Source organism: Mycobacterium sp. MFM001 (assembly GCF_003402475.1).
GTDB lineage: Bacteria > Actinomycetota > Actinomycetes > Mycobacteriales > Mycobacteriaceae > Mycobacterium.
This window is the reverse complement of record NZ_BFAB01000023.1, coordinates 1-26,852: the sequence shown is the minus strand read 5'-3', so window position 1 is coordinate 26,852 and position 26,852 is coordinate 1. Positions and strand designations below refer to the sequence as shown.

The following is a 26,852-nucleotide window of genomic DNA, read 5'->3' as shown; positions in this document are numbered from 1 at the left end:
GATGGATTACGACCTCGGCCCCGACGCCGCCGCATTGCGAAAGCGACTGCGAGACTTGATTTCCACGCACATCCCCGAGGGTTTTCTGGGTGCCTGCACCGACGACCCGCGCGATCTGACAACCACCGAATCGTTCTGCAAGCTGCTCGCCTCCGACGGGCTGCTGGCACTGGCCTGGCCGAAAGAACACGGCGGTGGTGGCGGCTCGATCTGGCAGCAGACCGTGCTGCGCGAGGAGATGTGGGCCCACCACGAGCCGCGCGGCGCGCAGTACATGGGCATCAACTGGGTCGGCCCTGCGCTGATGCGTTACGGGACGCCGGAGCAAAAGCAACGCCATCTGTCGGCCATCGCTGCCGGCGAAGTGATCTGGTGCCAAGGGTTTTCCGAACCCGAGGCCGGCACCGACCTGGCGTCGCTGCGTACTCGGGCGGTGCCCGACGGCGACGGCTGGCGGGTCACCGGACAGAAGGTGTGGACGTCGTACGCGCAGATGGCCTCCTGGTGTGTGCTGGCGGCGTGCACAGACCCGGACGCCCCGAAACCCAAGCGGCTCACCCTGTTTCTCGTCCCGATGGACCGGCCGGGCATCACCGTGCGACCGATCCGCTCGATGCTCGGGCCGCATCACCTCAACGAGGTGTTCCTCGACGACGTCCACGTATCCCGCCACGAGGTGCTGGGTGAGGTCGGCGACGGCTGGCGGGTGATGCGTGAGGCGCTGGCATTCGAGCGGGTAGGCATCGCCCGCTATGCCCGCTGCGAATCGCTGCTCCACCGGATGCAGACCGAACTCGGCGACGACTGGGACCGGCTCCCCGAATCCATCCGCACGCGCTGGGTCAAAGCGCTGATCGACCTGCGGGTTGCCCGGCTGCTGGCCTATCGGGCGGTGTCGTTGCAGGACGACCCCGCGGCCGGCGCAGCGGCCAGCGCCGCCCGCATCGCCACCACCACCTGCGACCAGCAGGTCGCCGAGCTGCTGTTCGACGTGCTCGGTCCCACGGCGTTGGACAGCGGCACCACAGCGCCGCTGCACGGCGCCGCCGAGGACCACTGGCGCTACGCCCAGGCGGCCACCGTGGCGTCGGGCACCATCGAAGTGCAGCGAATGCTGGTCGCCCGCAACGTATTAGGAGATCACCGGTGAATACCGCTCTGCCGGACGACATTAACGAGTTTGCCGCTGTCGCGGCCAAGCGGCTGACACGGTTCGGCGGCCCACAGGCGGCATTGCGCGCCGAGACCGACGACGACGTCCGCACCAACGCGCGAAAAGCACTCGTCGACGTCGGCGCCTTCGACCTCGACGTCCGCTCCGGACCCGACGACCTGCTCGCCGCCGCCGTGCTCTGCCGCGCCGCCGGCGCCGCCGCGCTGCCCTACCCGCTGGTCGAGGAACTGCTGGCCGTCGACGGCGCACGGCTGGCCCTGGTCAACCCCCAGGCACCGCGGATCGACCACGGTGACCTGCCGGGTGAGTGGATCGCCGCCGACCTGGACGGCACCCGCTACCGACCGCAACCGTCGTCGCGCACCAATGCCAAGCTCGGGCCGTTTCTGGTGCCGGCCACGCTCAGCGAACCCGACGGCACCGTGCCGGCCGCCGACGTCGACTTACACCTGGTGCTCGGGTCGTGGCGGATCCTCGGCGCCGTCCAGCAGCTACTGGACATCACCTGCGAGCATGTCCGCAGCCGGATCCAGTTCGGCAAGCCGCTGGCCGACTTCCAGGCCGTCCGCTTCACGATCGCCGACGCCTCGGTCGCCGCCCGCGGGCTCGACGAACTCGCCAAATACACCATCTGGCGGATGAATTCGGTACCGGCACAGGTACGCTCGGCGGATGCAACGATGCTACGGCTCAAGGCCGCCGACACCGCGCGCCACGTGCTGCGCACCTCGCACCAGTTGCTCGGCGCGCTGGGTTTCTGCGACGAGTCCGACGTCAGCGTGCTCGACCGCCACACCCAGCCACTCATCCGGTTGCCGGTGAGCACCGAAGTGCTTGCGCTGCGGTTGATGCCCGACGTGCGCAGCGGTGACCTGGAAACGCTGTTCACTGTGCCGGCATGAGCCAGGACGAAGGAGTCCCGTTTGGGCTGCGGCTACAGCAGCTCGCGGAGGAGCTCGGCGACCAGTCTGCCGTGACGACGCTGGCGCCCGACGGCACAGCGCGCACACTCACCTTCACCGAACTCGACGCGCGGGCCAACCAGTGGGGCCGGGCGCTGGCAGCCGCCGGTGCCGATGCCGGTTCGCTTGTCGCGCTGGCGATTCCCAATTCCCAGGAGCTCATTCTGGCGGCGCTGGGCTGCTGGAAGATCGGCGCGGTCCCGGTGCCGATGCGCTGGGATCTGCCCGACTGGGAGCGCTCCCGGGTGCTCGGCGTGATCGACCCAGCCGTCGTCGTCGACGAACAGGGCAAGGCAGCTCTGGCGGACAAAGCCCACGGCCAGTCGGCCGAGCCGCTGCCCACCGTCGTCTCCCCCACCGTCAACGGCATCTGCAGCAGCGGATCGACCGGCCTGCCCAAGGTGATCCTCAACCTGACGCCGGCGCTGTGGACGCCGCTGCTGTCCATGCCGTTTCTGGCGGCCTGGACACAAGTAACGCAGCCGCAGACCATCCTGGTGCCCGGACCGATGTATCACACCAACGGCTTCGCCCCGCTGAACAACCTGCTGGGCGGCGACCGGCTGCTGGTACTCGAAAAGTTCGACGCCGCAATGGTTGTCAATGCGGTCGAGCGCTATCGGATCACCAACTTCACCGCCACGCCGACGATGCTGAGCCGCATCGCCGCGCTGCCCGGCATAGAAAGCCGCGACCTGTCCAGCGTGGTATGGATTTTGGCGGGCGCCGCGGTGATGCCGCACGCGCTGATGCACACCTGGTTCAATCTGCTGTCCCCCGAACAGATCGTGATGGCCTACGGGATGACCGAGAACCTCGGGCTCACCGCGTTACGCGGCGACGAGTGGCTGACCCACCCCGGCAGTGTCGGACGCGGCTTCCGCGACACCGAAATCCGGATCCTCGACCCGCAGGGCAACCCGCTGCCGCCCGGCGAACTCGGCGAAATCTACCTGCGGGCCCCGATGAGCGCCGGCTACCGCTACCTGGGCGGGGCGCCGGCGCTGCCGTCGACACCCGACGGGTTCCGGTCCGCCGGCGACCTCGGCCACCTCGACGCCGACGGCTACCTTTACGTCGCCGACCGCCGCGCCGACATGATCATCACCGGCGGCGCCAATGTCTTTCCGGCAGAAGTGGAATGCGCGCTCGCCGAACACAACCAGATCGAAGACGTCGTCGTGATCGGGCTCTCCGATTCGCAGTGGGGCCGACGGGTGCACGCCGTCGTGCAAGCCAGGCCGCCGCTGACCGAGCAGCAGGTGATCGACTTCGCGAAGACCCGCCTCGCCGCCTACAAAGTGCCCAAGACGGTCGAGTTCGTCGACGAGATCCCCCGCACCGCCGCCACCAAAATCAACCGCTCGGCAATGATCGAAGCCCGCGGCGGCTAACCACTCAAGCGTCCACGCGGGCGAACTGACCCTGCCGATACTGCTCGACACAGGATGCCCGCCGAACCTTGCCGCTCGTTGTGATCGGTATCGAACCGGGCGGCACCAGAACCAGATCCGCGACGGCCAGGCCGTGCACGTTGGAGATCGCCGAAGTGACTTCGCCTTTGACGGCCGCCAGCTTGGCTGCCGCTTCCTCCTCGGAGTCTCCCCGCTTCTTGGCTTCGATGATCACGACCAGCTTCTCGGTGTGCTCGTCGGGAACAGCGATCGCCGCGCAGCGTCCCCCGCTGATCTCCTGGACGGTGGCCTCGATGTCGTCGGGAGAGTGGTTGCGCCCGTAGACGATCAGAAGGTCCTTGATGCGGCCGATGATGAACAGCTCGTCGTCGAAGAGGAAGCCCGAGTCGCCGGTCCGCAGCCAGGGCCCCTCGGGCGTGCCCTCCGAGGGAGCGACAAGCGTTGCGCCGAAAGTGCTTTCGGTCTCCTGCGGCTTTTGCCAATAACCCATCGCGACGTTGTCGCCGTGCACCCAGACCTCACCGACCGTTCCCGCCGGGCACTCGACACGCGTGTCGGGGTCCACGATGCGGACCATCGGCGACCGCGGCACCCCGTAGCTGAAAAGCGGTGTCCCGCTGCCGCTTTCGCAGCGCTCGGCCTTGCCGGCGGTCAGCTTTTCCGATTCGAAACGCACGATGGTCGCCGGCTCGGTAGCCGTCGGCGTGGCCACGTACACCGTTGCTTCCGCGAGTCCGTACGACGGACGGATCACTTCCTCGCGCAGGTTGAACTTGGCAAACCGTTGAGTGAAGCGCCGCAGCGTGGCCGGGTGTACCCGTTCACTGCCGGTGGCGATCACAAGGACGTCGGACAGATCGAACCCGGCCATGTCCTCGTCCGACGTCTTGCGCGCCGCCAGCTCGAACGCGAAGTTCGGCGCGGCCGAATAGGCGCGGGAGTTGCTTGCTATCAACTGCATCCAGCGGGCCGGCCGCTGCAGGAAGGCCACCGGGCTCATCAGCACAGCAGGCTTGCCGGTCATGATCGGCGCGCAAATTCCCAGATACAAACCCATGTCGTGATAGAAGGGCAGCCACGACACAATCGTGGTTTCCGACGGCGGGAACCCTCCGTACTGCGGAAAGTAGTCGGCCATCAGCTGTTCGAAGTTGGCCAGGATATTGCGATGCGACATCACGACGCCCGCCGGCACGCGTGTCGACCCCGACGTGTATTGCAAATACGCTGTGCTCGGGTGGTTTTCGAGGCCCTGGCCCGACGAGCCTCGCGCATCCAGATCCAGCGAGTCGACTTCCACGATCGACGGAGCGGATCCGCCGCCCTCTGACTTGACGTACTGGGCGACGGTGCCTGCGATCGCGGATGTCGTGAGAATGACCGACGGCGACGCGTCGCGCAGCACCGAACTCACCCGCTCGTCGCTGACGCCGCCGAGCGGAACCGAAAGGGGGACCGCGATCTGTCCCGCCTGCAATGCGCCGAGAAACGCGACGATGTATTCCAGGCCCTGCGGCGCGATGACGAGAGCGCGGTCACCCGTCGAGCCGAGCGGTTCGAGCTCACGGGCGACATTGAGCGTCCTCCGATACAGCTGCGCCCACGTCAGGGTTTCCGCGACCCCGGACCAGTCCTGCTCGTAGTCGATATACGTCACTGCCGTGTCATCGGCCTGCAGACCGGCGCGCTCGCGCAGCAGGTCCAAAACGGTCTCCACCACGGGCGTCACGTTACCGCGACCGTGGCCGCCATACGGTCGAAAAGTTCATCTAAGTTCTCAGAGGCGCCCCGTCCACACGCCTCCCCAGGTCAGGGCACCGATGCCGCGACGTCCTCGGTATTATTTTGGCTGGCATCTGGTAGTGGAAAGTTGTGTTGTAGAACGGAAGTCACATGACTGCACACGTGGAGCAGTTGGAGTTTCAGGCCGAGGCACGCCAACTGCTGGATCTGCTGGTCCATTCGGTCTACTCCAACAAGGACTCGTTTCTGCGGGAGCTGATCTCGAACGCGTCGGACGCACTGGACAAGCTGCGGCTAGAAGCGCTGCGCAACAAGGACCTCGACGTCGACACCTCCGATCTGCACATCGAAATCGAGACCGACAAACAAGCGCGCACCCTGACCGTGCGCGACAACGGCATCGGGATGACCCGCGACGAGGTGGTGGACCTGATCGGCACATTGGCCAAATCGGGCACCGCCGAGATGCGCCAGAAGCTGCGCGAGGCCAAGAACGCCGCCGCTTCCGAGGAGCTGATCGGTCAGTTCGGCATCGGTTTCTATTCGACGTTCATGGTGGCCGACAAGGTCGAGCTGCTCACCCGCAAGGCAGGCGAGAGCGCGGCCACCCGATGGGTGTCCAGCGGCGACGGCACCTACAGCATCGAATCCGTCGAGGACGCCCCGCAGGGCACGTCGGTGACGCTGCACCTCAAGCCCGAGGACGCCGAGGACGGCCTGCACGACTACACCTCGGAATGGAAGATCAGGGAGCTGGTCAAGAAATACTCCGACTTCATCGCCTGGCCCATCCGGATGGAGGTCGAAAAACGCACCCCGGCCACCGAGGAGGGCGGCGAAGAGCAGGTCAGCGTCGAAACGCAGACCCTCAACTCGCGCAAGGCGCTGTGGGCCAAGTCCAAGGACGAGGTCTCCGACGAGGAGTACAAGGAGTTCTACAAGCACATCGCGCACGCCTGGGATGACCCGCTTGAGGTCATCGCGATGAAGGCCGAGGGCACCTTCGAATACCAGGCCCTGCTGTTCATCCCCACGCACGCGCCCTTCGACCTGTTCAACCGCGACGCCAAGGTCGGGGTGCAGCTGTACGTCAAGCGGGTCTTCGTGATGGGCGACTGCGACCAGCTGCTACCGCACTACCTGCGCTTCGTCAAGGGCGTCGTCGACGCACAAGACTTGTCGCTCAACGTTTCCCGCGAAATTCTGCAGCAGGACCGGCAGATCGCCGCGATCCGCCGCCGGCTCACCAAGAAGGTCCTCTCGGCGGTCAAGGACATCCAGTCCGAGCGGCCCGACGACTACCGCACGCTGTGGACCCAGTTCGGCCGGGTGCTCAAAGAAGGCCTGATGTCGGACTTCGACAACCAGGACACGCTGCTGCGCATCTCGTCGTTCGCCTCCACCCACAGCGACGAGCAGCCCACCACCCTGGCCGAGTACGTCGAGCGCATGAAGGACGGTCAGGAGCAGATCTTCTACGCCACCGGCACGTCGCGCGACCAGCTGCTGAAGTCGCCGCACCTCGAGGCGTTCAAGGCCAAGGGCTACGAGGTGCTGCTGCTCACCGACCCGGTCGACGAGCTGTGGGTCGGGTCGGTGACCGAGTTCGACGGCAAACCCCTGCAGTCGGTGGCCAAGGGCGAGGTGGACCTCGACTCCGAGGATGAAAAGAGCGAGGCCGAGCGCGAGGAGCAGGAGAAAGAGTTCGCCGGCCTGCTGACCTGGCTGACCGAGACGCTCAGCGACCACGTCAAGCAGGTGCGGCTGTCCACCCGGCTGACCGAATCGCCGGCCTGCCTGATCACCGACGCCTTCGGCATGACCCCGGCGCTGGCGCGGCTCTACCGGGCGTCCGGGCAGGTGGTGCCCGTCAGCAAACGCATTCTGGAGCTCAATCCCCACCATCCGCTCGTCACCGGTCTGCAGCAGGCCCACAAGGAGCGCGGCGGGGAGGATCCCTCACTGGCCCAAACAGCCGAATTGCTCTATGGCGCCGCCCTTCTCGCCGAAGGCGACATACCGGAAGACCCGGCAAAGTTCGCCGGGCTGCTCGCGGACCGGCTGGCTCGAACCGTATAGCGCATGCCCGCAAATTCAGCCCGCCCGAGCAAACATCACGGCTGGATAACGGTTCTGTCAAATACCGAAATCTTCGGCAGGTGCGTAATAGCGTCGCGTCTGCCACTTACGCCGCTGACGTGCACAAAGCCCGGCACCGGTGAGGCATCAATTACGCATGACGTAGGCACCCTGGGGGGTCAAGGAGCGCCACGGCTCGAGCCACGCATCGGACAAGGCTGCGCAGTCGTTGCTGTGAGGAGGCTGAATGGTTTCGTACGGGGCGATCGAGGATGGTGCACACGGCACAGCGTCAGCGGATTCCACCACCGCGGTCACTCCTGTCGCCATCATCGGCATGGCGTGCCGGCTTCCCGGCGGTATCGACTCCCCGGAGCTGCTGTGGGAGGCGCTGCTGCGCGGCGACGACCTGGTCACCGAGGTTCCGCCGGACCGTTGGGACGTCGACGAACACTACGACCCCGAGCCCGGGGTGCCGGGCCGGTCGGTGTCGAAGTGGGGCGCCTTCCTTGACGACGTCGCCGGCTTCGACGCCGATTTCTTCGGGATCAGCGAGGCGGAGGCCACCGCGATCGACCCGCAGCACCGGTTGTTGCTGGAAACCTCATGGGAGGCAGTCGAGCACGCGGGGCTCAACCCGACAAAGCTGGCCGGCTCACGCACCGGTGTGTACGTGGCTTTGGGGCACAACGACTACCAACTGCTCGCCGCCGACGCCCACGCGTTGGAGGGGCCCTACGGATTCCTCGGCAACGGCTACTGCATGGCCTCCGGGCGGGTCTCCTACGCCCTCGGGCTGCACGGTCCCGCGCTCACGGTCGACACCGCATGCTCGGCTGGGCTGGTCACCGTGCACATGGCGTGCCGCAGCCTGCACGACGGCGAATGCGACCTCGCCCTGGCAGGCGGTTCGGCGGTGGCACTGGATCCGCGGAAGTTCTCCGCGGGGTCGGCGGGCGGCATGCTTTCGCCGACCGGACGCTGCCATGCGTTCGACGTCACCGCCGACGGGTTCGTGCCGGGCGAGGGCACTGCGGTGGTGGTGCTCAAGCGGCTGCCGGATGCACTGCGCGACGGTGACCGGGTCTTGGCGGTGGTGCGCGGCACGGCCCTGAACAACGACGGCCGCACGGCGACCATCACCTCGCCGTCGCGGGCGGCGCAGGCCGCGGCCTATCGCGCCGCACTGGCTGCGGCGAACGTGGACGCGGCCAGCGTGGCCATGGTGGAGACGCACGGCACCGGTACGCCGACCGGTGACCCCATCGAATTCGCCAGCCTGGCCGAGGTTTACGGCATCGACGGGCCCTGCGCGCTGGGCGCCGCGAAGACCAACTTCGGGCACAACCAGTCCACCGCCGGGACGCTTGGTTTGATGAAGACCGTCCTGGCTCTGCAGCATGGAGTTATTCCACGCAATCTGCACTTCACCCAACTGCCCGACGAGCTCACCCAAATAGACACCAAGCTCTTTGTGCCGCAAGAGAATACGCCGTGGCCACGCAACGGCGGGGCCCCGCGGCGGGCGGCGGTGTCCGCGTACGGGTTCTCCGGCACCAACGCCCACGCCATCGTGGAGCAACCCCCCGAGCCGCGTGAAACCGCTGCACAACCCAAGGCCGAAGCGACATCGTCGCTGCTGTTCCCTGTGTCCTCCACCTCCACCGACGAACTGCGCCGCACCGCCGGCCGGCTGGCCGACTGGGTGGAATCGCATGCCGACGTGGCGTTGCCGGACCTGGCCTACACGTTGGCGTGCCGACGTGCACCGCGCCCGGTGCGCACCACCGTCATTGCGAGCAACCAGACTGAGCTCGTCCAAGCGTTGCGCGAGGTCGCCGACGGCGACACCCCGTATCAGGCCGCGGTCGGACAAGACGACCGCGGAGCGGTGTGGGTGTTCTCCGGGCAGGGTTCGCAGTGGGCGGGGATGGGCGCGCAGCTGCTCGCCGACGAGCCGGTGTTTGCCGCCACCGTTGCGCAGGCCGAGCCGTTCATTGCCCGCGAGTCGGGATTCTCGGTGACCGAAGCGATCTCGGCCCCCGAGGTGGTGACCGGTCAGGAGCGGATTCAGCCGACGCTGTTCACCATGCAGGTCGCGCTGGCCGCGACGCTCAAGGCGTACGGGGTGCGCCCGGGCGCGGTGGTCGGGCATTCGCTCGGCGAGGCCGCGGCCGCGGTGGCCGCGGGCGCGCTGTCGCTGGAAGACGGGCTCAAGGTGATCTGCCGGCGCTCGCAGCTGATGTCCCGCGTCGCGGGAACCGGCGCCACCGCAACAGTGGAATTGCCGGCCCAGCAAGTACTTTCGGAGTTGACGGCCCGCGGCATCAACGACGTCGTGGTGGCCATCGTGGCCTCGCCGCAGTCCACGGTGATCGCCGGCGCCGCACCGACGGTTCGCGACCTGGTCGCGGCCTGGGAGCAGCGCGACGTGATGGCCCGCGAGGTCCCCACCGACGTCGCCTTCCACTCGCCTCAGGTCGACCCGATCCTCGACGACCTGACCGCGGCACTGGCAGACCTCACTCCGATGACGCCGGAGGTTCCGTTCTACTCGGCGACGTTGTTCGACCCGCGCGAGCAGCCGGTCTGCAACGCCCGCTACTGGGCGGCCAACATGCGCCGGATGGTGCGGTTCTCGGCGGCGGTGCAGGCCGCTTTGGAGGACGGCTACCGAGTCTTCGCCGAGGTGGCGCCGCACCCGCTGCTCACCCACGCTCTCCAGCAGACCGCCAGTGGCCTCGACATGCCAATGGCCGCCGTGGCCGGTATGCGCCGCGAGCAGGCCCTGCCGCACGGGCTGCGCAGCTTCGTGGCCGAACTGCACAGTGCGGGCGCCGCGGTGGACTTTTCGGTGCTGTACCCGGGTGGGCGGCTGGTGGATGCGCCGCTGCCGACGTGGACGCACCGTCCGCTGATGTGGAGCCGCGACAACCAGGAAACCCAAATACACGGGGGCTGCACGGTTTCCGTGCATCCGCTGCTGGGCCCGCATGTGCGCTTGCACGAGGAACCGGAGCGCCACGTGTGGCAAGGCGAGGTCGGCACCGACGCCCAGCCGTGGCTGGGCGACCACCGGATCCGCGACATCGCCGTGCTTCCCGGAGCGGCGTACTGCGAGATGGCGCTGGCGGCCGCGCGCGCGGTGCTGGGCGAGGCCGCCGAGGTCCGCGACATCCGCTTCGAGCAGGCGCTGCGGCTGGATGAGCAGACTACGGTCGGCGCCTCGGCGTCGTTGTCCTCGCCGGGCGTGCTCGATTTCACCGTGGAGACAAATCCGGGCGGTCAGCAAGTGCGGCACGCCGCCGCGACCCTGCACGCAGCGGAGGACGAGCAGCCGCCCGCGCGGGATATCCCCGCGCTGCTCGCCGCGCACCCGGGCCGCGAAGACGGCGCCGACGTGCGGGCGCGGCTGGACCAGCGTGGTGTTCAGTTCGGTCCCGCGTTCGCCGCTCTCGGTGTCGTGCACACCGGCGAGGAGGGGGCCGACAGCGTGCTGGCCGAGGTCGCGCTGCCGCGTCAAATCCGCTCGCAGCAAGACGCGTACGGGGTGCACCCGGCGCTGCTGGACACCTGTTTCCAGTGCATCGAGTCGCATCCGGGGGTCAAGGCCCTCAGCGAAGAAGTGCTGGGATTGCCGCAGGGTGCCCGCCGGATACGCGTCTACGGGCCGGTTCGCAATGCCCGCTACTGCTACACGGTGGTGAACAAAGCCGATTCGACCGGGGTCGAGGCCGACTTCGAACTGCTCGACGAACACGGAGCGGTTCTTCTCACCCTGCAGGGCGCGCGGTGGGGCGCCAGGGCCTCCGGCAACGTCCAGAAAGAGCGGACGCTCAACGAGCGCCTGCTGAGCCTGGAATGGCGACTGCGGGAATTGCCCGAGGCCGACACCGACGATGCCAGCAGCTGGCTGCTGATCAGCACCACCGCCACCGCCGACGTGGTGGCCACCAGGTTGACCGACGCCCTGAAAAACTATGGCGCACAATGCACCACGATGTGCTGGCCACCGCACGCCGACCATGAATCCAACCGCAAACAGCTGCAAAATCAATTGAGTGCCGGCGGCTTCAGCGGTGTGGTGATCCTGACGGGACCGAAAAACGGTGACGCCGTGGACCACTCCCCACTGCTGGGTCGCGAGTATGTGCAGCATCTGGTGCGGGTCGCCCGCCAATTGCCGGAGCTGCCTGGCGAGTCGCCGCGGGTGTACCTGGTGACCCGCAACGCCCAGGTGGTGCTGGCCGGCGACCGGCCGAACCTGGAGCAGGCCGGGCTGCGCGGTTTGATGCGGGTGATCGGCACCGAGCATCCGCACTTGCGCGCCAGCCAGATCGACGTGGACGACGCCGTCGACGCCGAGCAGTTGGCGCGCCAACTGCTGGTCGACTCCGACGAGGACGAAACCGCCTGGCGCAACGGCGCGTGGTACACAGCGCGGTTGTCGGCTGCGCCGCTGTTGCCGGAGGACCGTAAGACCACCGTCGCCAACCACGAATGCGACGGCATGCGCCTGCAGATCCGCACGTCCGGCGACCTGGAGTCGATGGAACTGGTTGCGCGCGACCGGGTTTCGCCGGGGCCGGGGAAGATCGAGGTCGCGGTCAGCGCGTCGAGCATCAACTTCGCCGACGTGCTGGTGGCGTTCGGTCGCTACCCCGCCATCGAGGGGCACCTGCCGCAGCTGGGCACCGACTTCGCCGGGGTGGTGACCGCGGTCGGACCGGACGTGACGGACCACAAGGTGGGCGACCATGTCGGGGGTCTGTCGCCCGACGGCTGCTGGGGCACGTTCGTCACGTGCGACGCGCGGCTGGCCGTCCCGCTGCCCGACGGGCTTTCCGACGCCCAAGCGGCGGCGGTAACCACCGCGACGGCCACCGCCTGGTACGGCCTGCACGACTTGGCGCGCATCACGAGCGGCGACAAAGTGTTGATCCACTCCGGCACCGGCGGCGTGGGGCAGGCAGCCATCGCGATCGCCCGCGCCGCGGGTGCCGAGATTTTCGCCACCGCGGGCAGTGAGCAGCGCCGGCAGTTGTTGCGCGACATGGGGATTGAGCACGTCTACGACTCGCGAAGCCTGGCGTTCGCCGACGGGATTCGCCGTGACACCGACGGGTACGGCGTGGATATCGTGCTCAACTCGGTCACCGGCGCCGCCCAGCGAGCGGGCCTCGAACTACTGGCCTACGGCGGGCGGTTCATCGAGATCGGTAAACGCGACATCTACGGCGACACCCGGTTGGGGCTTTTCCCGTTCCGGCGCAACCTCGCGTTCTACGGCGTCGACCTGGCGCTGATGACCGCCACGCACCCGGACCGGCTGCGCGGAGTGCTGGAAAGGGTGTACCAGCTCACCGCTGACGGCACGTTGCCGATGCCGGAGAGCACGCACTACCCGCTGGCCGAGGCGCCCACCGCCATTCGGGTGATGAGCGCCGCCGAGCACATCGGCAAGCTCGTGCTCGACATCCCGCACACCGGGCACAGCCGGGTGGTGGTGCCGCCCGAGCAGGTGCCGGTGTTCCGCGGCGACGGCGCCTACGTCGTGACCGGCGGGCTCGGGGGCCTGGGCTTGTTCCTGGCCGAGAAGATGGCAGCGGCCGGCGCTGGACGCATCGTGTTGTCGTCGCGCTCGCAGCCGACACCGGAGGCGCAGCAGACCATCGAGCGCATTCGCGCGCTCGGCGCCGACGTCGTCGTAGAGAACGGCGACATCGCCGAGGCCGGGACGGCGCAGCGGTTGGTCACCGCAGCGACCGCTACCGGGCTGCCGGTGCGCGGTGTGTTGCATCTGGCGGCGGTGATCGAGGACGCCACACTAACCAACATCACCGATGAGCTCGTCGAGCGTGACTGGGCGCCAAAGGTTTACGGGGCGTGGAACTTGCACACCGCCACCGCTGAGCAGCCGCTGGACTGGTTCTGCTCGTTCTCGTCGGCAGCCGCGCTGGTGGGCTCGCCGGGACAGGGCGCCTACGCCGCGGCCAACAGCTGGCTCGACGCCTTCACCCGCTGGCGCCGGTCGCAGGGCCTGCCGGCGACCGCGATCGCCTGGGGTGCCTGGGCCGAGATCGGCCGCGCCACCGACCTGGCGGAGGGCGCTGCCGGCATGGCCATCGCTCCCGACGAGGGCGCCTACGCGCTGGAAGCGCTGCTGCGCCACGACCGCGCCTACAGCGGCTACGCGCCCGTCACCGGTGCACCGTGGTTGGCCGCGTTCGCCGAGCGCACCCCGTTCGCCGAGGTATTCCGTTCGATGGGCCAAAACGCCGCGGGCACAAGCAAATTCCTTGCCGAGCTCGAAGAGCTGCCTGCAGACGAGTGGCCCACCCGGTTGCGGCGCATGATCTCCGATCAGGTCAGCCTGATCCTGCGCCGCAGCATCGACCCGGACCGCCCGCTCTCCGAGTACGGCCTGGACTCGCTGGGTGCCCTCGAGCTGCGTACCCGCATCGAATCGGAAACCGGAATACGCATCAACCCCGCCGACCTGACCAGCATCGGCACGATCCGTGGTTTGGCGGGCCTGCTGCACGAAAAGCTCGCGCCCGCAGGCGCGGCCTGATGTCCGTGGCCATGTGAAATTCCCCGTTTATGGCCAGCTGTACGTCCCCGCTGATGGCCAGTTGGATGTCCCCCCTTTGTGGCCAGGTAGAAGTCCTCAATCCCCTTGCGTGTCGTGTCGGTCCGGGGAGCTCGTGGCCTGGGCGGTGACGATGATTGCTCCAACAGTCACCTGCACCGCCCAGGGAGTTCCATTGAAGTCTGCAAGGGAGCGTATGAACATCATCTCGACCTATCGGGAAGTCGGTACCTATCGAGCTGCCGCGGAGTTGTGCGGCACCACCCATAAGACGGTCAAACGTGCTGTTGAGCGCGCTGAGGCCGGTGGCGGTAGTTTCAGTTCTGCGCCGCTGCTGTGGCTGCTGGCAATCGATGCTGCGCTGGGAGTAGCGGCTTTTGGCGCTGCGATGTGCGCTGTTGCCGTGCGGTACCGGACGGACGGGTAAGGAGGATCCGTGAAAACCATTCCTAGAACGCTGGTATTCGATCTTGTTTGGCTTGCCGTGGCCGGCTTGCTGCTGTTCTTGCCAGCAGGCACGTTCAATTACTCGCAAGCATGGGTTTTCCTGCTGGTGGTTGCCCTTTCGGGGTGGATCCCCGGCATCTACTTGCTGCGCACGAATCCCGTTGCGCTTGAGCGACGGAGGCGTGCGGGGCCGATAGCAGAGACCCGAATGATGCAGAAGGCCATTATTGCAGGCTGGTACTTGGCGCTGGCAGCAATAATCGTGGTCAGCGCCCTTGACCATCGCTTTGGCTGGTCGCCGGTGTCGACGGCAATCTGCTTGGCCGGTGATGTTCTGGTAGCCGTTGGAGTGGGTGTCGTAATGCTGGTGACCATTCAGAACAGCTATGCCGCCGCAACTGTCCGGGTGGAGGCGGACCAGAAGCTCGTTTCCAGCGGTCTGTACCGACTGGTGCGCCACCCTATGTACACCGGCAACGTGATCATGATGGTTGGCATCCCCCTTGCGCTTGGTTCCTACTGGGGGCTCGGCTTGGTCATACCCGGCCTGATCGTGCTCGCCTTGCGCATCCGCGACGAGGAGAGGCTGCTCCAGGAAGAGTTGGACGGGTACCGTGAGTACACGCAGAAGGTTCGCTATCGCCTGGTGCCATGTATGTGGTAACGACCTGGACCTGAATATCGCCAGCGTGGTCTTACAGATCGCTGGCCGGAGTCACGTCCGGAACTTCTTCCACCGAGGCGGCATGTCGGCCCAACTGCTGGCTCAAGCTTCTAACGGTCGGCGCGTCGAATAACGCGGGCACCGCGAGGTGGATATCAAATGCTGTGTTGATTGCGGCGATCGCCCGCATCGCGGAAAGCGAATCCCCGCCGAGCTGGAAAAACGAATCATCGACTCCGACGCGGTCTACCCCCAGGACCTGGGCGTAGATGTCGACCAGGATCTGCTCGACCGGAGTAGCCGGGGGGCGATGGCCGCCGCCGTTGTCATGATATTCGGGTGTCGACACCGGCGTGGTTGCGGGTTGGGTCATCGCCATCCGATTGCCCCAACCCTGCAGGCGGGTGCGCCGATTCTGCTGGTCGAGCAGGTCCATCGATGAGAGCCGCTGGTTGGGGTCGGCGGTCATGGCCACCAACACTCGCTGCAACCGCTCGATCAGCGTGCCGACGGTTTCTGCATCGAAAACATCCGTGCGAAATTGAACGCGAAGTTCCAATTCGCGGCCCGGCGCGGCTTGGATGGTCAACGGGTAGTGGTAGTAGTCGCGGCCGGTGAACCCGGTGATGTCCAACTCGTGGTCGCCCGACAACGCCGCGGTGTCGACCGGGTAGTTCTCGTAGACGAAAACGGTATCGAACAGCTGCTCGTGACCGCTGATGCGGTGAATCTCGGTGAGCGCCAGATGCTGATGCTCCAGGGTATGGGTGTGGGCGGTTTGCAGCTGATCCAGCAGCTTGGAGGTGGTGGTGGCCGGCGTGATGCGCGCCCGCACCGGCACCGTGTTGATCAACAGCCCCACCATCGAGTCCGCACCGGCCAGCTCGGCCGGCCGACCCGAAACCACCGCACCGAAGGCGACATCACGCTGGCCGGTCAACCATGACAACACCTGCGCCCAGGCCGCCTGCAACACAGTGCTGACGGTGGTGTGATGCGAGCGCGCCAACTCACCAACCGCGCCGCTGATCTGCTCGGGCACCCGAACCGATGCCAGGCCTCGCCGCCCCAGCCCCCACCGATCCGGCGACCCCACCAACGTCGGGGTGTCAAAACCGTCAAACACCTCACCCCACACCGCGCGGGCCGCATCAAGGTCACGCTCGGCCAACCAGGTGACAAAGCTGCGATACGGCGCGGGCGCCGCCAGCCGCTGCCCGTAATAGCCGGCGAAAATCTCCCCCAGCAGGTTCGCCGTCGACCAGCCATCGAGCACGATGTGATGATTAGTCAGCACAAACCGATGCCGATCCTCTGCGGTGCGGATCAACGCCGCCCGAAACGCCGGCCGGCCGGCCAGGTCGTAGACCGCGGCACGTTCAGCCGCACACAACGCCTCGATCTGCTCATCACAGTCAGCGCTGCCATCAACATCGACATACCGCCACGGCACAACCGGATCGGCCGGGATGATCTGCACCGGCTCGTCGAACTGTTCACAGAATCGGGCCGCCACATTGGGATGCCGGTTGACCGCCATCTGCACCGCATCACGCAGCCGGTGCCGATCAAGCCGGCCCGCGATGGTGAAATCGAACTGCACCGCATATACATCATCGCTACCCGGCGCGGCGGCATGAAACAGCAGCCCCTGCTGCAAAGGAGTCAACGGCAAAATATCGGCGACCTCATATCGCCCGCACAGCTCGTCGATCTGCTGCTGCCCTAACCGGACTGGCGCGATGTCCGACGGTGTCAACCCACCGCCACCGGCGCGCACATGCGCACAGATACCGGCCAGGGCCTCAAACCAGAACCGGCCCAATCGATCGACCTGCGCCTCATCGAGCGCCGATGGCGCCCACGTCCAATTAGCATGCAGCTGCGGGCCCGTGTCGGTGTCGACGGTGACGGCGTTGAGCTCCACGGTGTGCGCCAGCGCCACGGGGATAGCCGCGGCAGCGCCGATCACCGACAAGCCATCCTGGCAGAGCCGCCACCCCTCCCCGGACACCTCGCCCGCCGTGCCGCCCACACGGCCCAGATAGTTAAACCCGATCGCCGGGTCAGGCCCGGCCAGGTCAACATCGGTGTTCAAATAGCGCAGCACACCATAGGTCAAACCATCCGGCAGGGCCCGAAGCTGCTCTTTGAGGTCCTTGATCAGCGCCCCCAACGCGGCTTCACCGGCTATCACCTGCGCCCAGGACAGCCCACCGGCCGCCAACGACACCGGGTATTTGGTGGTAAACCACCCCACCGTGCGCGACAGGTCCACATCGGGGCCCAGCTCCTCCTGGCGGCCGTGACCCTCTACATCGATGCCGATCGGCGCGCCGGGGTCGCCCAAAAACTGCGCCACTGCCAACCCGAATGCGATCAACAAAATGTCGTGCACCCCGGCATGAAACGCCGCCGGCACCTCACCGAGCAGCATGCGGGTGGTCTGCAGATCCAGCCCTACCGACAACTGCCCCGCCGTGGCGAATGTATCCACCGCAGGTTGCACTGCGGGCAGCGCCGCCGGGGTCGCCGCCACCTGCCGCCACCTCTCCGCCAGGCCCACCACCTCCGGGTGGCGCGCATACTCAGCCAAAACCGACGCCCAACGGACAAATGACGTCCCCGTCGCCGGCAGCATCACCGGCTGCCCATCGCGATGCTGGGCCCAGCCAATGTTGAGGTCCTCCAACACAATCCGCCACGACATCCCATCAACGGCCAAATGGTGAACGATCAACACCAACTGATTCGTGGAGGAAACCCACAACGCGCTGAGCATCACCCCGGCGGCCGGATCTAACCGCGACCGCGCCGCTATAAGTGCCTCATCGGATAACACGTCCACCGAGTACAGACACCCGCGCGCATCCACCGACCCCGCCTCGGGCACCCGTAATGCCCACGCCCCCACGCCATCGTCTTCGACACGCGCCCGCAGCATGGCATGCCGATCCAGCAACGCTTGCAACAGCACCGCCACATCGGCCTCGGTCACCCCCGCCGGAGCCTGCACCAGCACCGTCTGATTGAACTGCTCAACCGGGCCCTCGAGGCCCTGCAACCAACACATGATTGGGGTCGCCGCCACCGGCCCGACACCCTCGTCGACCACGCCGGCCACGCCGTCGCTCGCGCCGGCCACCCGGGCCAGCCCGGCCACGGTCTGCTCGACGAAAACATCGCGCGGCCGACACACCAGCCCGGCGGCACGCGCGCGCGCTACCACCTGCATGGACAAAATGCTGTCCCCACCCAGCTCGAAAAACGACTCATCCACACCGACCCGTTCGAGCCCCAGCACCTGGGCGTAGATGCCGGCCAGGATCTCCTGGGTGGCGGTGGCCGGTGCGCGGTAACGATCGACCTCCTGATACTCCGGTGCCGGCAGGGCCCGGGTGTCGAGTTTGCCGTTGACTGTCAACGGCAGCGCCTCTAACACCACCACCGCGGCCGGCACCATGTAGGCCGGGAGCCGCTCGCCCAGCGCGGCGCGCGCCGTGGCCGGATCGGCGGTACCGGTGACATAGCCCACCAGCCGCTTATCGCCGGGGCGGTCCTCGCGGGCGATCACCACCGCCTGCTCCACCCCATCCAAACCACTCAATGCCGCCTGGACTTCACCGAGCTCGATGCGATACCCGCGGATCTTGACCTGCTCATCGGCGCGCCCCACATAGCGCAGCTGCCCATCAGCACCCCAGCACACCAAGTCCCCGGTGCGATACATCCGTATGCCCGGCGCTCCCGCGCCGCCGAACGGGCACGCCACAAACCGCGACCCGGTCAACCCCGCCCGACGCACGTACCCATACGCCAATCCGGAACCGGCCACATATAACTCCCCGACCACGCCGGCGGGCACCGGGCGCAACCACCCATCCAGCACAAAAAAGCCCAGATGCGCCAACGGCACCCCGATCGGGCTGGCTTTGCTGTTGGCGTCGCCGTCGACGATCTCGCGGAACGAGGCATGCACCGTCGTCTCGGTGATGCCATACATGTTGATCATCCGCGGCAATCCCGGGCGGTTGCGCAGCCACGTCGCAAGCCGATGCGGCTCTAGCGCTTCGCCGCCGAACACCACCGTCTCCAGCTTGAGCTGGCCTCCGCGCTCGGGCTGCAGCGCATCGACGGTTTGCAGCGCATAAAACGCAGACGGGGTCTGGCTTAAGACACTGACCTGCTCGGCAACCAGCAGGTCGTGCAGGTCTTCCGGTGAGCGGACCACCGACTCGGGCACCACCACTAGCCGCCCGCCGTGCAACAGGGCACCGAAGATCTCCCACACCGAGAAGTCGAAGGCCAAGGAATGAGCCTGCGTCCACACCTGTCCCGGCGACAACTCAAGATCACTGTCGAGGGATTCCAGCAGCCGGGTGACATTGTGGTGGGCGACCGCCACGCCTTTGGGCACACCGGTGGTGCCCGAGGTGTAAATCAGGTAGGCAATCTCATCCGCTGCCGGCGTCGGCAAACCCGTGCTGGGTTGGGTGTCAATGCGGGGGTCGTCGGCGTCGATGACCAGCAGATCGTGCCCGTCCAGGCGATCGGCCAGCTCGGTGGTGGTGATCGCGGCGATCGGCGCGGCATCGGCGACCATGAACTGCATCCGCGCCGCCGGCATCACTGGGTCGATCGGCAGATAGGCCGCCCCGGTCTTGAGCACAGCCAAGATCGCGGCGACCGCCTCAGCCGAACGCGACAACAGCAGCGCCACCCGCTCCCCCGGGCCCACACCCTGGCCAGCCAACAGATGCGCCATCCGGTTAGCGGCCTCATCGAGCTCGCGATAGGTCCAGGAACACTCCCCGCAACTGATCGCCACCGCCTCTGGGGCGCGGGCCACCTGCGCGGCGAACAACGCCGGAATCGACACCGCGGGCGCCGCCGGCTGGATCAACACCGTCCGATTACCGATCTCATCCAGGCGGGCGTGCTCAGCCTCATCCAGCACATCCACCGACGACAGCCGCCGACCCGGATCGGCGGTCATCACCGCCAACACCCGCTGCAACCGCTCGATCAGCGCCTCAATGCTTTCCTGGTCGAAAATGTCGGTGCGAAATTCCACCCCCCCGCCAATCCCGGCGGGCTCACCGGCCTCGCTCCAACGTTCCCTAAGAGAAAACACCAGATCCATGCGGGCGGTGCGAGTGTCCACCGGCATCTCCGACACCTGCAGATCCCCCAACGTCAGCCCGCCAGCGGGATCGCTGTCCTGCCCGGCGAAGTTCTGCCAGGCCAACATCACCTGCACCAGCGGGTGATGCGTCAGGCTTCGGCTCGGGTTAAGCCGCTCCACCAGCACCTCAAAGGGCACGTCCTGGTGCTCGTAGGCGGCGAGGCTGCGCGCCCGCACCTGGGCCAGCAACTCGGTAACAGTGGGATCGCCGCCCAGATCCACGCGAAGTACCAAGGTGTTGACGAAAAACCCGACCAACTCATCCAGCGCGGGGTCACCGCGCCCAGCGATCGGGAACCCCACCGCCACATCACTGCTGGCGCTGACCTTGGACAACAGCATCACCAAGGCGGCCTGAACCACCATGAAGCTGGTCGCATTGTGCTCACGAGCCGCCCGCGCAATCCGCTGCTGTAGCTCCGCGGGCCAGTCCAGCACCACACTGGCGCCGCGATAATCGGCCACCGGCGGATAGGGCCGATCGGTGGGCAGCTGAAGGCGCTCGGGCATACCGGCCAGCGCATCCTCCCAGTAGGCCAGCTGCCCGGCGATGGGGCTCTCGCTGTCGTCGAGATCACCCAACTGGGCGCGTTGCCACAGCGTGTAATCGACATACTGCACCGCTAAACCAGCCCAATCGGGGGCCCGCCCCGCGCACCGGCTGGCATAGGCCACCCCCAGGTCCCGCATCAGCGGGCTGATCGACCAGCCGTCGGCGGCGATATGGTGCACCACCGCCGCCAGCACGTGCTCATCGTCGCTGATGCGGAAAAGCCGTGCCCGCAACGGGATCTCGGATGCCAGGTCAAAACTGTAGCGTGCCGCTGCGTTAATGGCCTCACCCAGCCGGCCTTCCGACCAGCCGGTGGCATCGATGACGTCCCAACCGAAGTCGACCCGCTCGGGCGCCACCACCAGCTGCTGGGGGATCCCTTCGACCGCCGGGAACATTGTGCGCAGGCTCTCCTGGCGGCCCGCCACATCGGCCAGCGCCGCATCCAGTGCGTCGGCATCAAGGCGCCCGCGCAACCGCAGCGCCACGGGCATGTTGTAGACAGGTGAGGGCCCGTGCAACTGGTCAATAAACCACAACCGGCTCTGGGCAAACGACAACGGAACCACCGCGGGCCGCTCAACCGGCATCAACGGCGCAAACCGATCCCCATCCCCACCGATACGGGGCGCCAACTGAGCGACCGTGGGCGCCTCAAACACCGTGCGTACCGAAAGCCGGGCATCCAAGCCGGTGTTGACCGCGGCGATGAGGCGCATCGCCGACAGTGAATCTCCACCCAAATCGAAAAATGAGTCGTCGACCCCGACCCGCTCGAGCCCGAGCACCTGGGCGTAGATGCCGGTCAGGATGTCCTCGGTGGGGGTGGTGGGGGCGCGGTAACGATCGACCTCCTGATACTCCGGTGCCGGCAGGGCGCGGGTGTCGAGTTTGCCGTTGGGTGTCAGCGGCAGCGCGTCCACCACCACCACCACGGCCGGGACCATATAGGCCGGCAGCCGCTCGGCCAGCTTCTCGCGCATCCCGGCCGGGTCGGCGGTGCCGGTGACATAACCCACCAGCCGCTTGTCGCCGGGGCGGTCCTCGCGGGCGATCACCACCGCCTGCTCCACCCCATCCAGGCCGGCCAGCGCCGCCTGGATTTCACCCAGCTCGATGCGATACCCGCGGATCTTGACCTGTTCATCCGCACGCCCCAGATAGGCCAGCTGCCCGTCAGCACCCCACCGCACCAAATCCCCGGTGCGATACATACGTATCCCCGGCGCCCCCGACCCCCCAAACGGGCAGGCCACAAACCGCGACCCGGTCAACCCCGCCCGACCCACATACCCACACGCCAGCCCGGCACCGGCCACATACAACTCCCCGACCACCCCCGCCGGCACCGGCCGCAACCACCCATCCAGCACAAAAAAGCCCAGATGCGCCAGCGGCACCCCGATCGGGCTGGCCGTGCCATCCACATCGGCTTCGACGATCTCGCGCAACGAAGCATGCACCGTCGTCTCGGTGATGCCATACATGTTGACAATCCGCGGCGATCCCGGATGGTTGCCCAGCCACGTCCCAAGACGTTGCGGTTCCAGCGCCTCCCCGCCGAACACCACCGTCTCGAGCTTGAACTGATGCCCCAGCTCGGGTGAGAGCGCATCGGCGGTTTGCAGGGCATTAAACGCCGACGGGGTTTGGCTTAACACGCTGACCTGTTCGTTGACCAGCAAGGCGAGGAGATCTTCCGGTGAGCGCACCACAGCATCGGGCACCACCACCAGCCGCCCACCATGCAGCAGCGCGCCGAAGATCTCCCACACAGAAAAGTCGAACGCCAACGAATGAGCCTGCGTCCACACCTGTCCCGCCAACCCGAGGTCAGCATCAAGGGTCTCCAGCAGCCCGGTCACATTGCGGTGAGGAATGGCCACGCCCTTAGGGACCCCGGTGGTGCCCGACGTGTAGATCAAGTAGGCGATGTCATCGGGAGCCGGTCCCGGCACGGCTGTGCTGGGTTGGGCGTCAACAGAGGCATCGTTGATATCGATGACCGCAACCTCGTGACCGTCGAGCCGCTCGGCCAGCCCAGTAGTGGTGATCGCGGCGATCGGCGCGGCATCATCGAGCACGAACCCGATCCGCGCCGACGGGTGCGCCGGGTCGATCGGCAGATACGCCGCCCCGGTCTTGAGCACCGCCAGGATCGCCACGATCGCCTCGACCGACCGCTCCAACAGCAACGCCACCCGCTCACCCGGGCCCACCCCATGGCCGGCCAACAGGTGCGCCAACCGGTTCGCGGCCTCCTCCAGCTCGCGGTAAGTCATTGAGCGGCCCTCGAAGGTCACCGCCGCCGCCTCTGGTGTGCGCGTCACCTGCGCGGCGAACAACGCCGGGATCGACACCGACGGCAGTGCCGGCGCGGTCAACACCGCCCGATTACCCCACCCATCCAGCCGGGACAGCTCAGCCTCATCCAGCACATCCACCGACGACAGCCGCCGACCCGGATCGGCGGTCAGCGCCACCAACACCCGCTGGAATCGCTCGATCAGCGCCCCGATGCTGCCCGCATCGAACACATCGGTGCGAAATTCCACCGCCCCGGAAATCCCGGCAGGCTCACCACCCTCGCTCCAGCGTTCGATCAAGGAAAACGTCAGATCCATGCGGGCAGTGCGGGTCTCGATGGGTAGCGGGGTGACCTGCAGATCACCCAACGCCACCCCGGCGGTGGGATCATTGTCTTGGCCAGCGAAGTTCTGCCAAGCCAACACCACCTGCACCAGCGGATGATGAGCCAGGCTTCGGGTCGGGTTAAGCCGCTCCACCAGCACCTCAAAGGGCACATCTTGATGCTCATAGGCGGCCAGGCTGCGCCCCCGCACCTGGGCCAGCAACTCAGCCACACTGGGATCCCCAGCCAGGTCAACCCGCAACACCAAGGTGTTGACGAAAAACCCCACCAGCTCATCCAGCGCCGGGTCGCCGCGCCCGGCGATCGAAAACCCCACCGCCACATCGGAATTGGCGCTGATCTTGGCCAGCAGCACCGCCAGGGCGGCCTGCACCACCATGAAACTCGTCACGTTGTGCTCACGAGCCACCCGACGAATCTGCTGCTGCAACTCCGCCGGCCAGTCCACCACCACACTGCCGCCGCGGTAATCCGCCACCGGCGGATAGGGCCGATCGGTGGGCAACTGCAGCCGCTCGGGCATCCCCGCCAAGGCCTGCTCCCAGTAGCCCAGCTGCGCAGCGATGGCACTGTCGCTATCGGCCAGATCACCCAGCTGCGCACGCTGCCACAGCGTGTAATCGACATACTGCACCGGCAGCGGCGCCCAGCTGGGGTCGTGCCCCGCACACCGGCTGGCGTAGGCCACCCCCAGATCACCCACCAGCGGGCCCACCGACCAGCCGTCGGCGGCGATATGGTGCATCACCGCGACCAGCACATGCTCCTCGTCAGCGATGCGGAAAAGCCTTGCCCGCAAGGGAATCTCGGTCGACAGATCAAACTCGTGACGCGCCGCGGTGTCGATGGCCTCACCGAGCCGGCTGTCCGGCCAGCCGGTGGCATCAATGATCTGCCAACCAAAATCGACCCGCTCAGCAGGCACCACCAGCTGCTGCGGTATCCCCTCGGGCGCCGCAAACACCGTCCGCAGGCTCTCATGGCGACCCACCACATCGGCCAGCGCCGCACCCAGCGCCTGCGCATCAAGGCGCCCGCGCAGCCGCAACGCCACCGCCATGTTGTAGACCGCTGAGGGCCCCCGCAACTGATCCAGGAACCACAACCGGTTCTGGGCAAACGACAACGGAACCACCGCGGGTCGCTCCACCGCCACCAACGGTTGGAGCCGACCCGCCTGCTCGCCGATACGGGGCGCCAACTGGGCGACCGATGGCGCCTCGAACACGGTGCGCACCGCAATTCCGGCATCCATCGCGGTGTTGACCGCGGCGACCAAGCGCATCGCAGAAATGCTGTCGCCACCGAGATCAAAGAACGAGTCATCCACTCCGACCCGCTCGATACCCAGCACCTGCGCGTAGATGCCGGCCAGAATGTCCTCGATGGCGTTGGACGGGGCGCGGTAACGCTCGAGGCCGGTGTATTCCGGTTCCGGTAGGGCGCGGGTATCCAGTTTGCCGTTGGGGGTCAACGGCAGCGCCTCCACCACCACCACCGCGGCCGGGACCATATAGGCGGGCAGCCGCTCAGCCAACTCGGTGCGCGCCCCGACCGGGTCGACAGTCCCGGTGACATAACCCACCAGGCGTTTGTCGCCGGGACGATCCTCGCGGGCGATCACCACTGCCTGGTCCACCCCGTCCAAACCGCTCAGGGCTGCTTGGACTTCACCGAGCTCGATGCGATACCCGCGGATCTTGACCTGCTCATCGGCACGCCCGACATAGTCCAGCTGCCCATCAGCACGCCACCGCACCAAATCCCCGGTGCGATACATACGTTGTCCGGGCGCTTCCGCGCCGCCGAACGGGCACGCCACAAACCGTGCCCCGGTCAAACCGGCCCGGCCCACATACCCGCACGCCAGCCCGCGACCGGCCACATACAACTCCCCGACGACCCCCGCCGGCACCGGACGCAACCACCCATCCAGCACAAACAACGCCGCCCCCGACACGGGCGAACCGATCGGCGGCACCCCCGACCCCGGGCTCAGTGGCGCACTCAGCATCACTGCCATCGTCGTCTCGGTGGGGCCGTAGGCATTGATCATCACCCGCCCCTGCGACCACCGATCCACCACCTCGGCCGGGCAGGCCTCACCGGCCACGATCAACGGCACCGACTCCAAACCCTCCGGCGACAACACCGCCACCGCCGACGGGGTCTGGACGAGCACGCTGACCTGTTCGGCGACCAGCAAGGCGTGGAAGTCTTCGGGCGAACGTCTTACCGAGTCGGGCACCACGACCACTCGCCGCCCGTGCAACAACGCATCCCAGATCTCCCAGACCGACGTATCGAACCCGTAGGAATGACACTGCGGCCAAACCCCCATCGCCGGCAGATATGTATCCGGCCCATATCGGGACTCCAGCAGCTGGATGACGTTGTCGTGAGTGACAGCGACCCCCTTGGGCATACCGGTGGTGCCCGAGGTGTAAATGATGTAGGCGATGTCCCCACCAGCCGGTGCCGGCAAACCCGTACCCGGATGGTCGGGGATGCGGGGATCGTCGACATCGATGACTAGCAGGTCACGCCCCTCCAGGCCCTCGGCTAGCCCGGTAGTGGTGATCGCAGCCGCCGGCGCGGCGTCGTCGAGCATGAACCCAATCCGAGCCGACGGCGTCACCGGGTCGATCGGCAGATACGCCGCCCCAGTCTTCAAAACCGCCAGGATCGCTACGACGGCCTGAGCCGAACGCTCCAACAGCAGCGCCACACTCTCACCCGGACCAACACCATGTCCTGCCAACAGGTGCGCCAACTGGTTCGCGGCCTCCTCAACCTCGCGGTAAGTCCGCGAGTCCGTCCCGCAGCTGATCGCCACCGCATCCGGTGTGCGCGCCACCTGCGCGGCGAACAACACCGGAATCGACGCCGACGGCGGTGTGGGCTGGGTCAACACCGCCCGGTTGCCCCACGCCTCCAACTGGGCGCGCTCACCGGCATCGAGCAGATCCATCGACGACAGGCGCCGTGTGGGCTCGGCGGTCATGGCCACCAGCACCCGCTGGAACCGCTTGATGAGAGCCTCGATGCTTTGCGCGTCGAACACATCGGTGTCGTATCCGACGCGTAGGTGCAGTTCGTTACCCGGCTGGGCCGCCAGCGTCAGCGGGTAGTGGGTGGATTCGCGGCTGCTCACCCCGGTGATGGCCAACTCGTGGTCGCCCGACAATGCCGCGGTGTCGATCGGGTAGTTCTCGTAGACGAAAACTGTGTCGAACAATTGGTCATGACCGGTGACGCGATGAATCTCGTTGAGCGCTAAGTGCTGATGCTCGAACGTGTCGTTATAGGCGCCCTGCAACTGATCAAGCAAGTCAGCGATCGTGGATGCCGCCGTCAGGCAGGCCCGCACGGGCACCGTATTGAT

Annotated in this window: 8 protein-coding genes and 1 pseudogene; 7 read left to right on the top strand and 2 right to left on the bottom strand. The window is 66.8% G+C overall.

Annotated elements, in window-relative coordinates; all coding sequences use genetic code 11:
* Position 1 precedes the first annotated feature (1 nt).
* Genes MFM001_RS23345 through MFM001_RS23335 form a run of 3 tightly spaced genes read left to right on the top strand, consistent with a single transcriptional unit; the run spans position 2 to position 3,530 of the window.
* Positions 2-1,150: an acyl-CoA dehydrogenase family protein gene (locus MFM001_RS23345; RefSeq protein WP_116377633.1), complete on the top strand. Its 1,149-nt coding sequence runs from the start codon at positions 2-4 to the stop codon at positions 1,148-1,150.
* A complete protein-coding gene (locus MFM001_RS23340) occupies positions 1,147-2,076 on the top strand; it encodes an acyl-CoA dehydrogenase family protein (RefSeq protein ID WP_116377632.1) in 930 nt (309 codons plus the stop codon). Before MFM001_RS23345 ends, MFM001_RS23340 begins: the two co-directional genes overlap by 4 nt.
* Positions 2,073-3,530: a class I adenylate-forming enzyme family protein gene (locus MFM001_RS23335; RefSeq protein WP_116377631.1), complete on the top strand. Its 1,458-nt coding sequence runs from the start codon at positions 2,073-2,075 to the stop codon at positions 3,528-3,530. The genes MFM001_RS23340 and MFM001_RS23335 overlap by 4 nt, the downstream gene beginning before the upstream one ends.
* Positions 3,531-3,534: 4 nt before the next feature.
* Here the strand turns inward: MFM001_RS23335 and MFM001_RS23330 are convergent, their stop codons facing one another.
* Positions 3,535-5,271 (bottom strand): AMP-binding protein, encoded by a 1,737-nt coding sequence (locus tag MFM001_RS23330; protein ID WP_116377641.1) that lies wholly within the window; start codon positions 5,269-5,271, stop codon positions 3,535-3,537.
* 173 nt (positions 5,272-5,444) lie between these two features.
* Here MFM001_RS23330 and htpG point away from each other — a divergent pair, with 173 nt between their 5' ends.
* The 4 genes and pseudogenes from htpG to MFM001_RS23310 all read left to right on the top strand — a co-directional run bounded on the left by htpG (position 5,445) and on the right by MFM001_RS23310 (position 15,076).
* On the top strand, positions 5,445-7,373 hold the full coding sequence (htpG, locus tag MFM001_RS23325) for a molecular chaperone HtpG (RefSeq protein WP_116377630.1): 1,929 nt from the start codon (positions 5,445-5,447) through the stop codon (positions 7,371-7,373).
* Positions 7,374-7,620: 247 nt separating this feature from the next.
* The gene (pks2, locus tag MFM001_RS23320; RefSeq protein ID WP_116377629.1) at positions 7,621-13,947 is read left to right on the top strand and encodes a type I polyketide synthase; all 6,327 of its coding nucleotides are present in this window, start codon (positions 7,621-7,623) and stop codon (positions 13,945-13,947) included.
* Positions 13,948-14,140: 193 nt separating this feature from the next.
* Positions 14,141-14,275 (top strand): annotated as a pseudogene (locus tag MFM001_RS23315) (helix-turn-helix domain-containing protein); the annotation flags it as partial.
* Between the two features lie 126 nt (positions 14,276-14,401).
* On the top strand, positions 14,402-15,076 hold the full coding sequence (locus MFM001_RS23310; RefSeq protein WP_116377628.1) for an isoprenylcysteine carboxylmethyltransferase family protein: 675 nt from the start codon (positions 14,402-14,404) through the stop codon (positions 15,074-15,076).
* A 31-nt stretch (positions 15,077-15,107) separates the two neighbouring features.
* Here MFM001_RS23310 and MFM001_RS23305 read toward each other — a convergent pair.
* Positions 15,108-26,852 (bottom strand): non-ribosomal peptide synthetase (locus MFM001_RS23305; protein WP_116377627.1); only part of this gene is annotated, 11,745 nt, incomplete at its 5' end.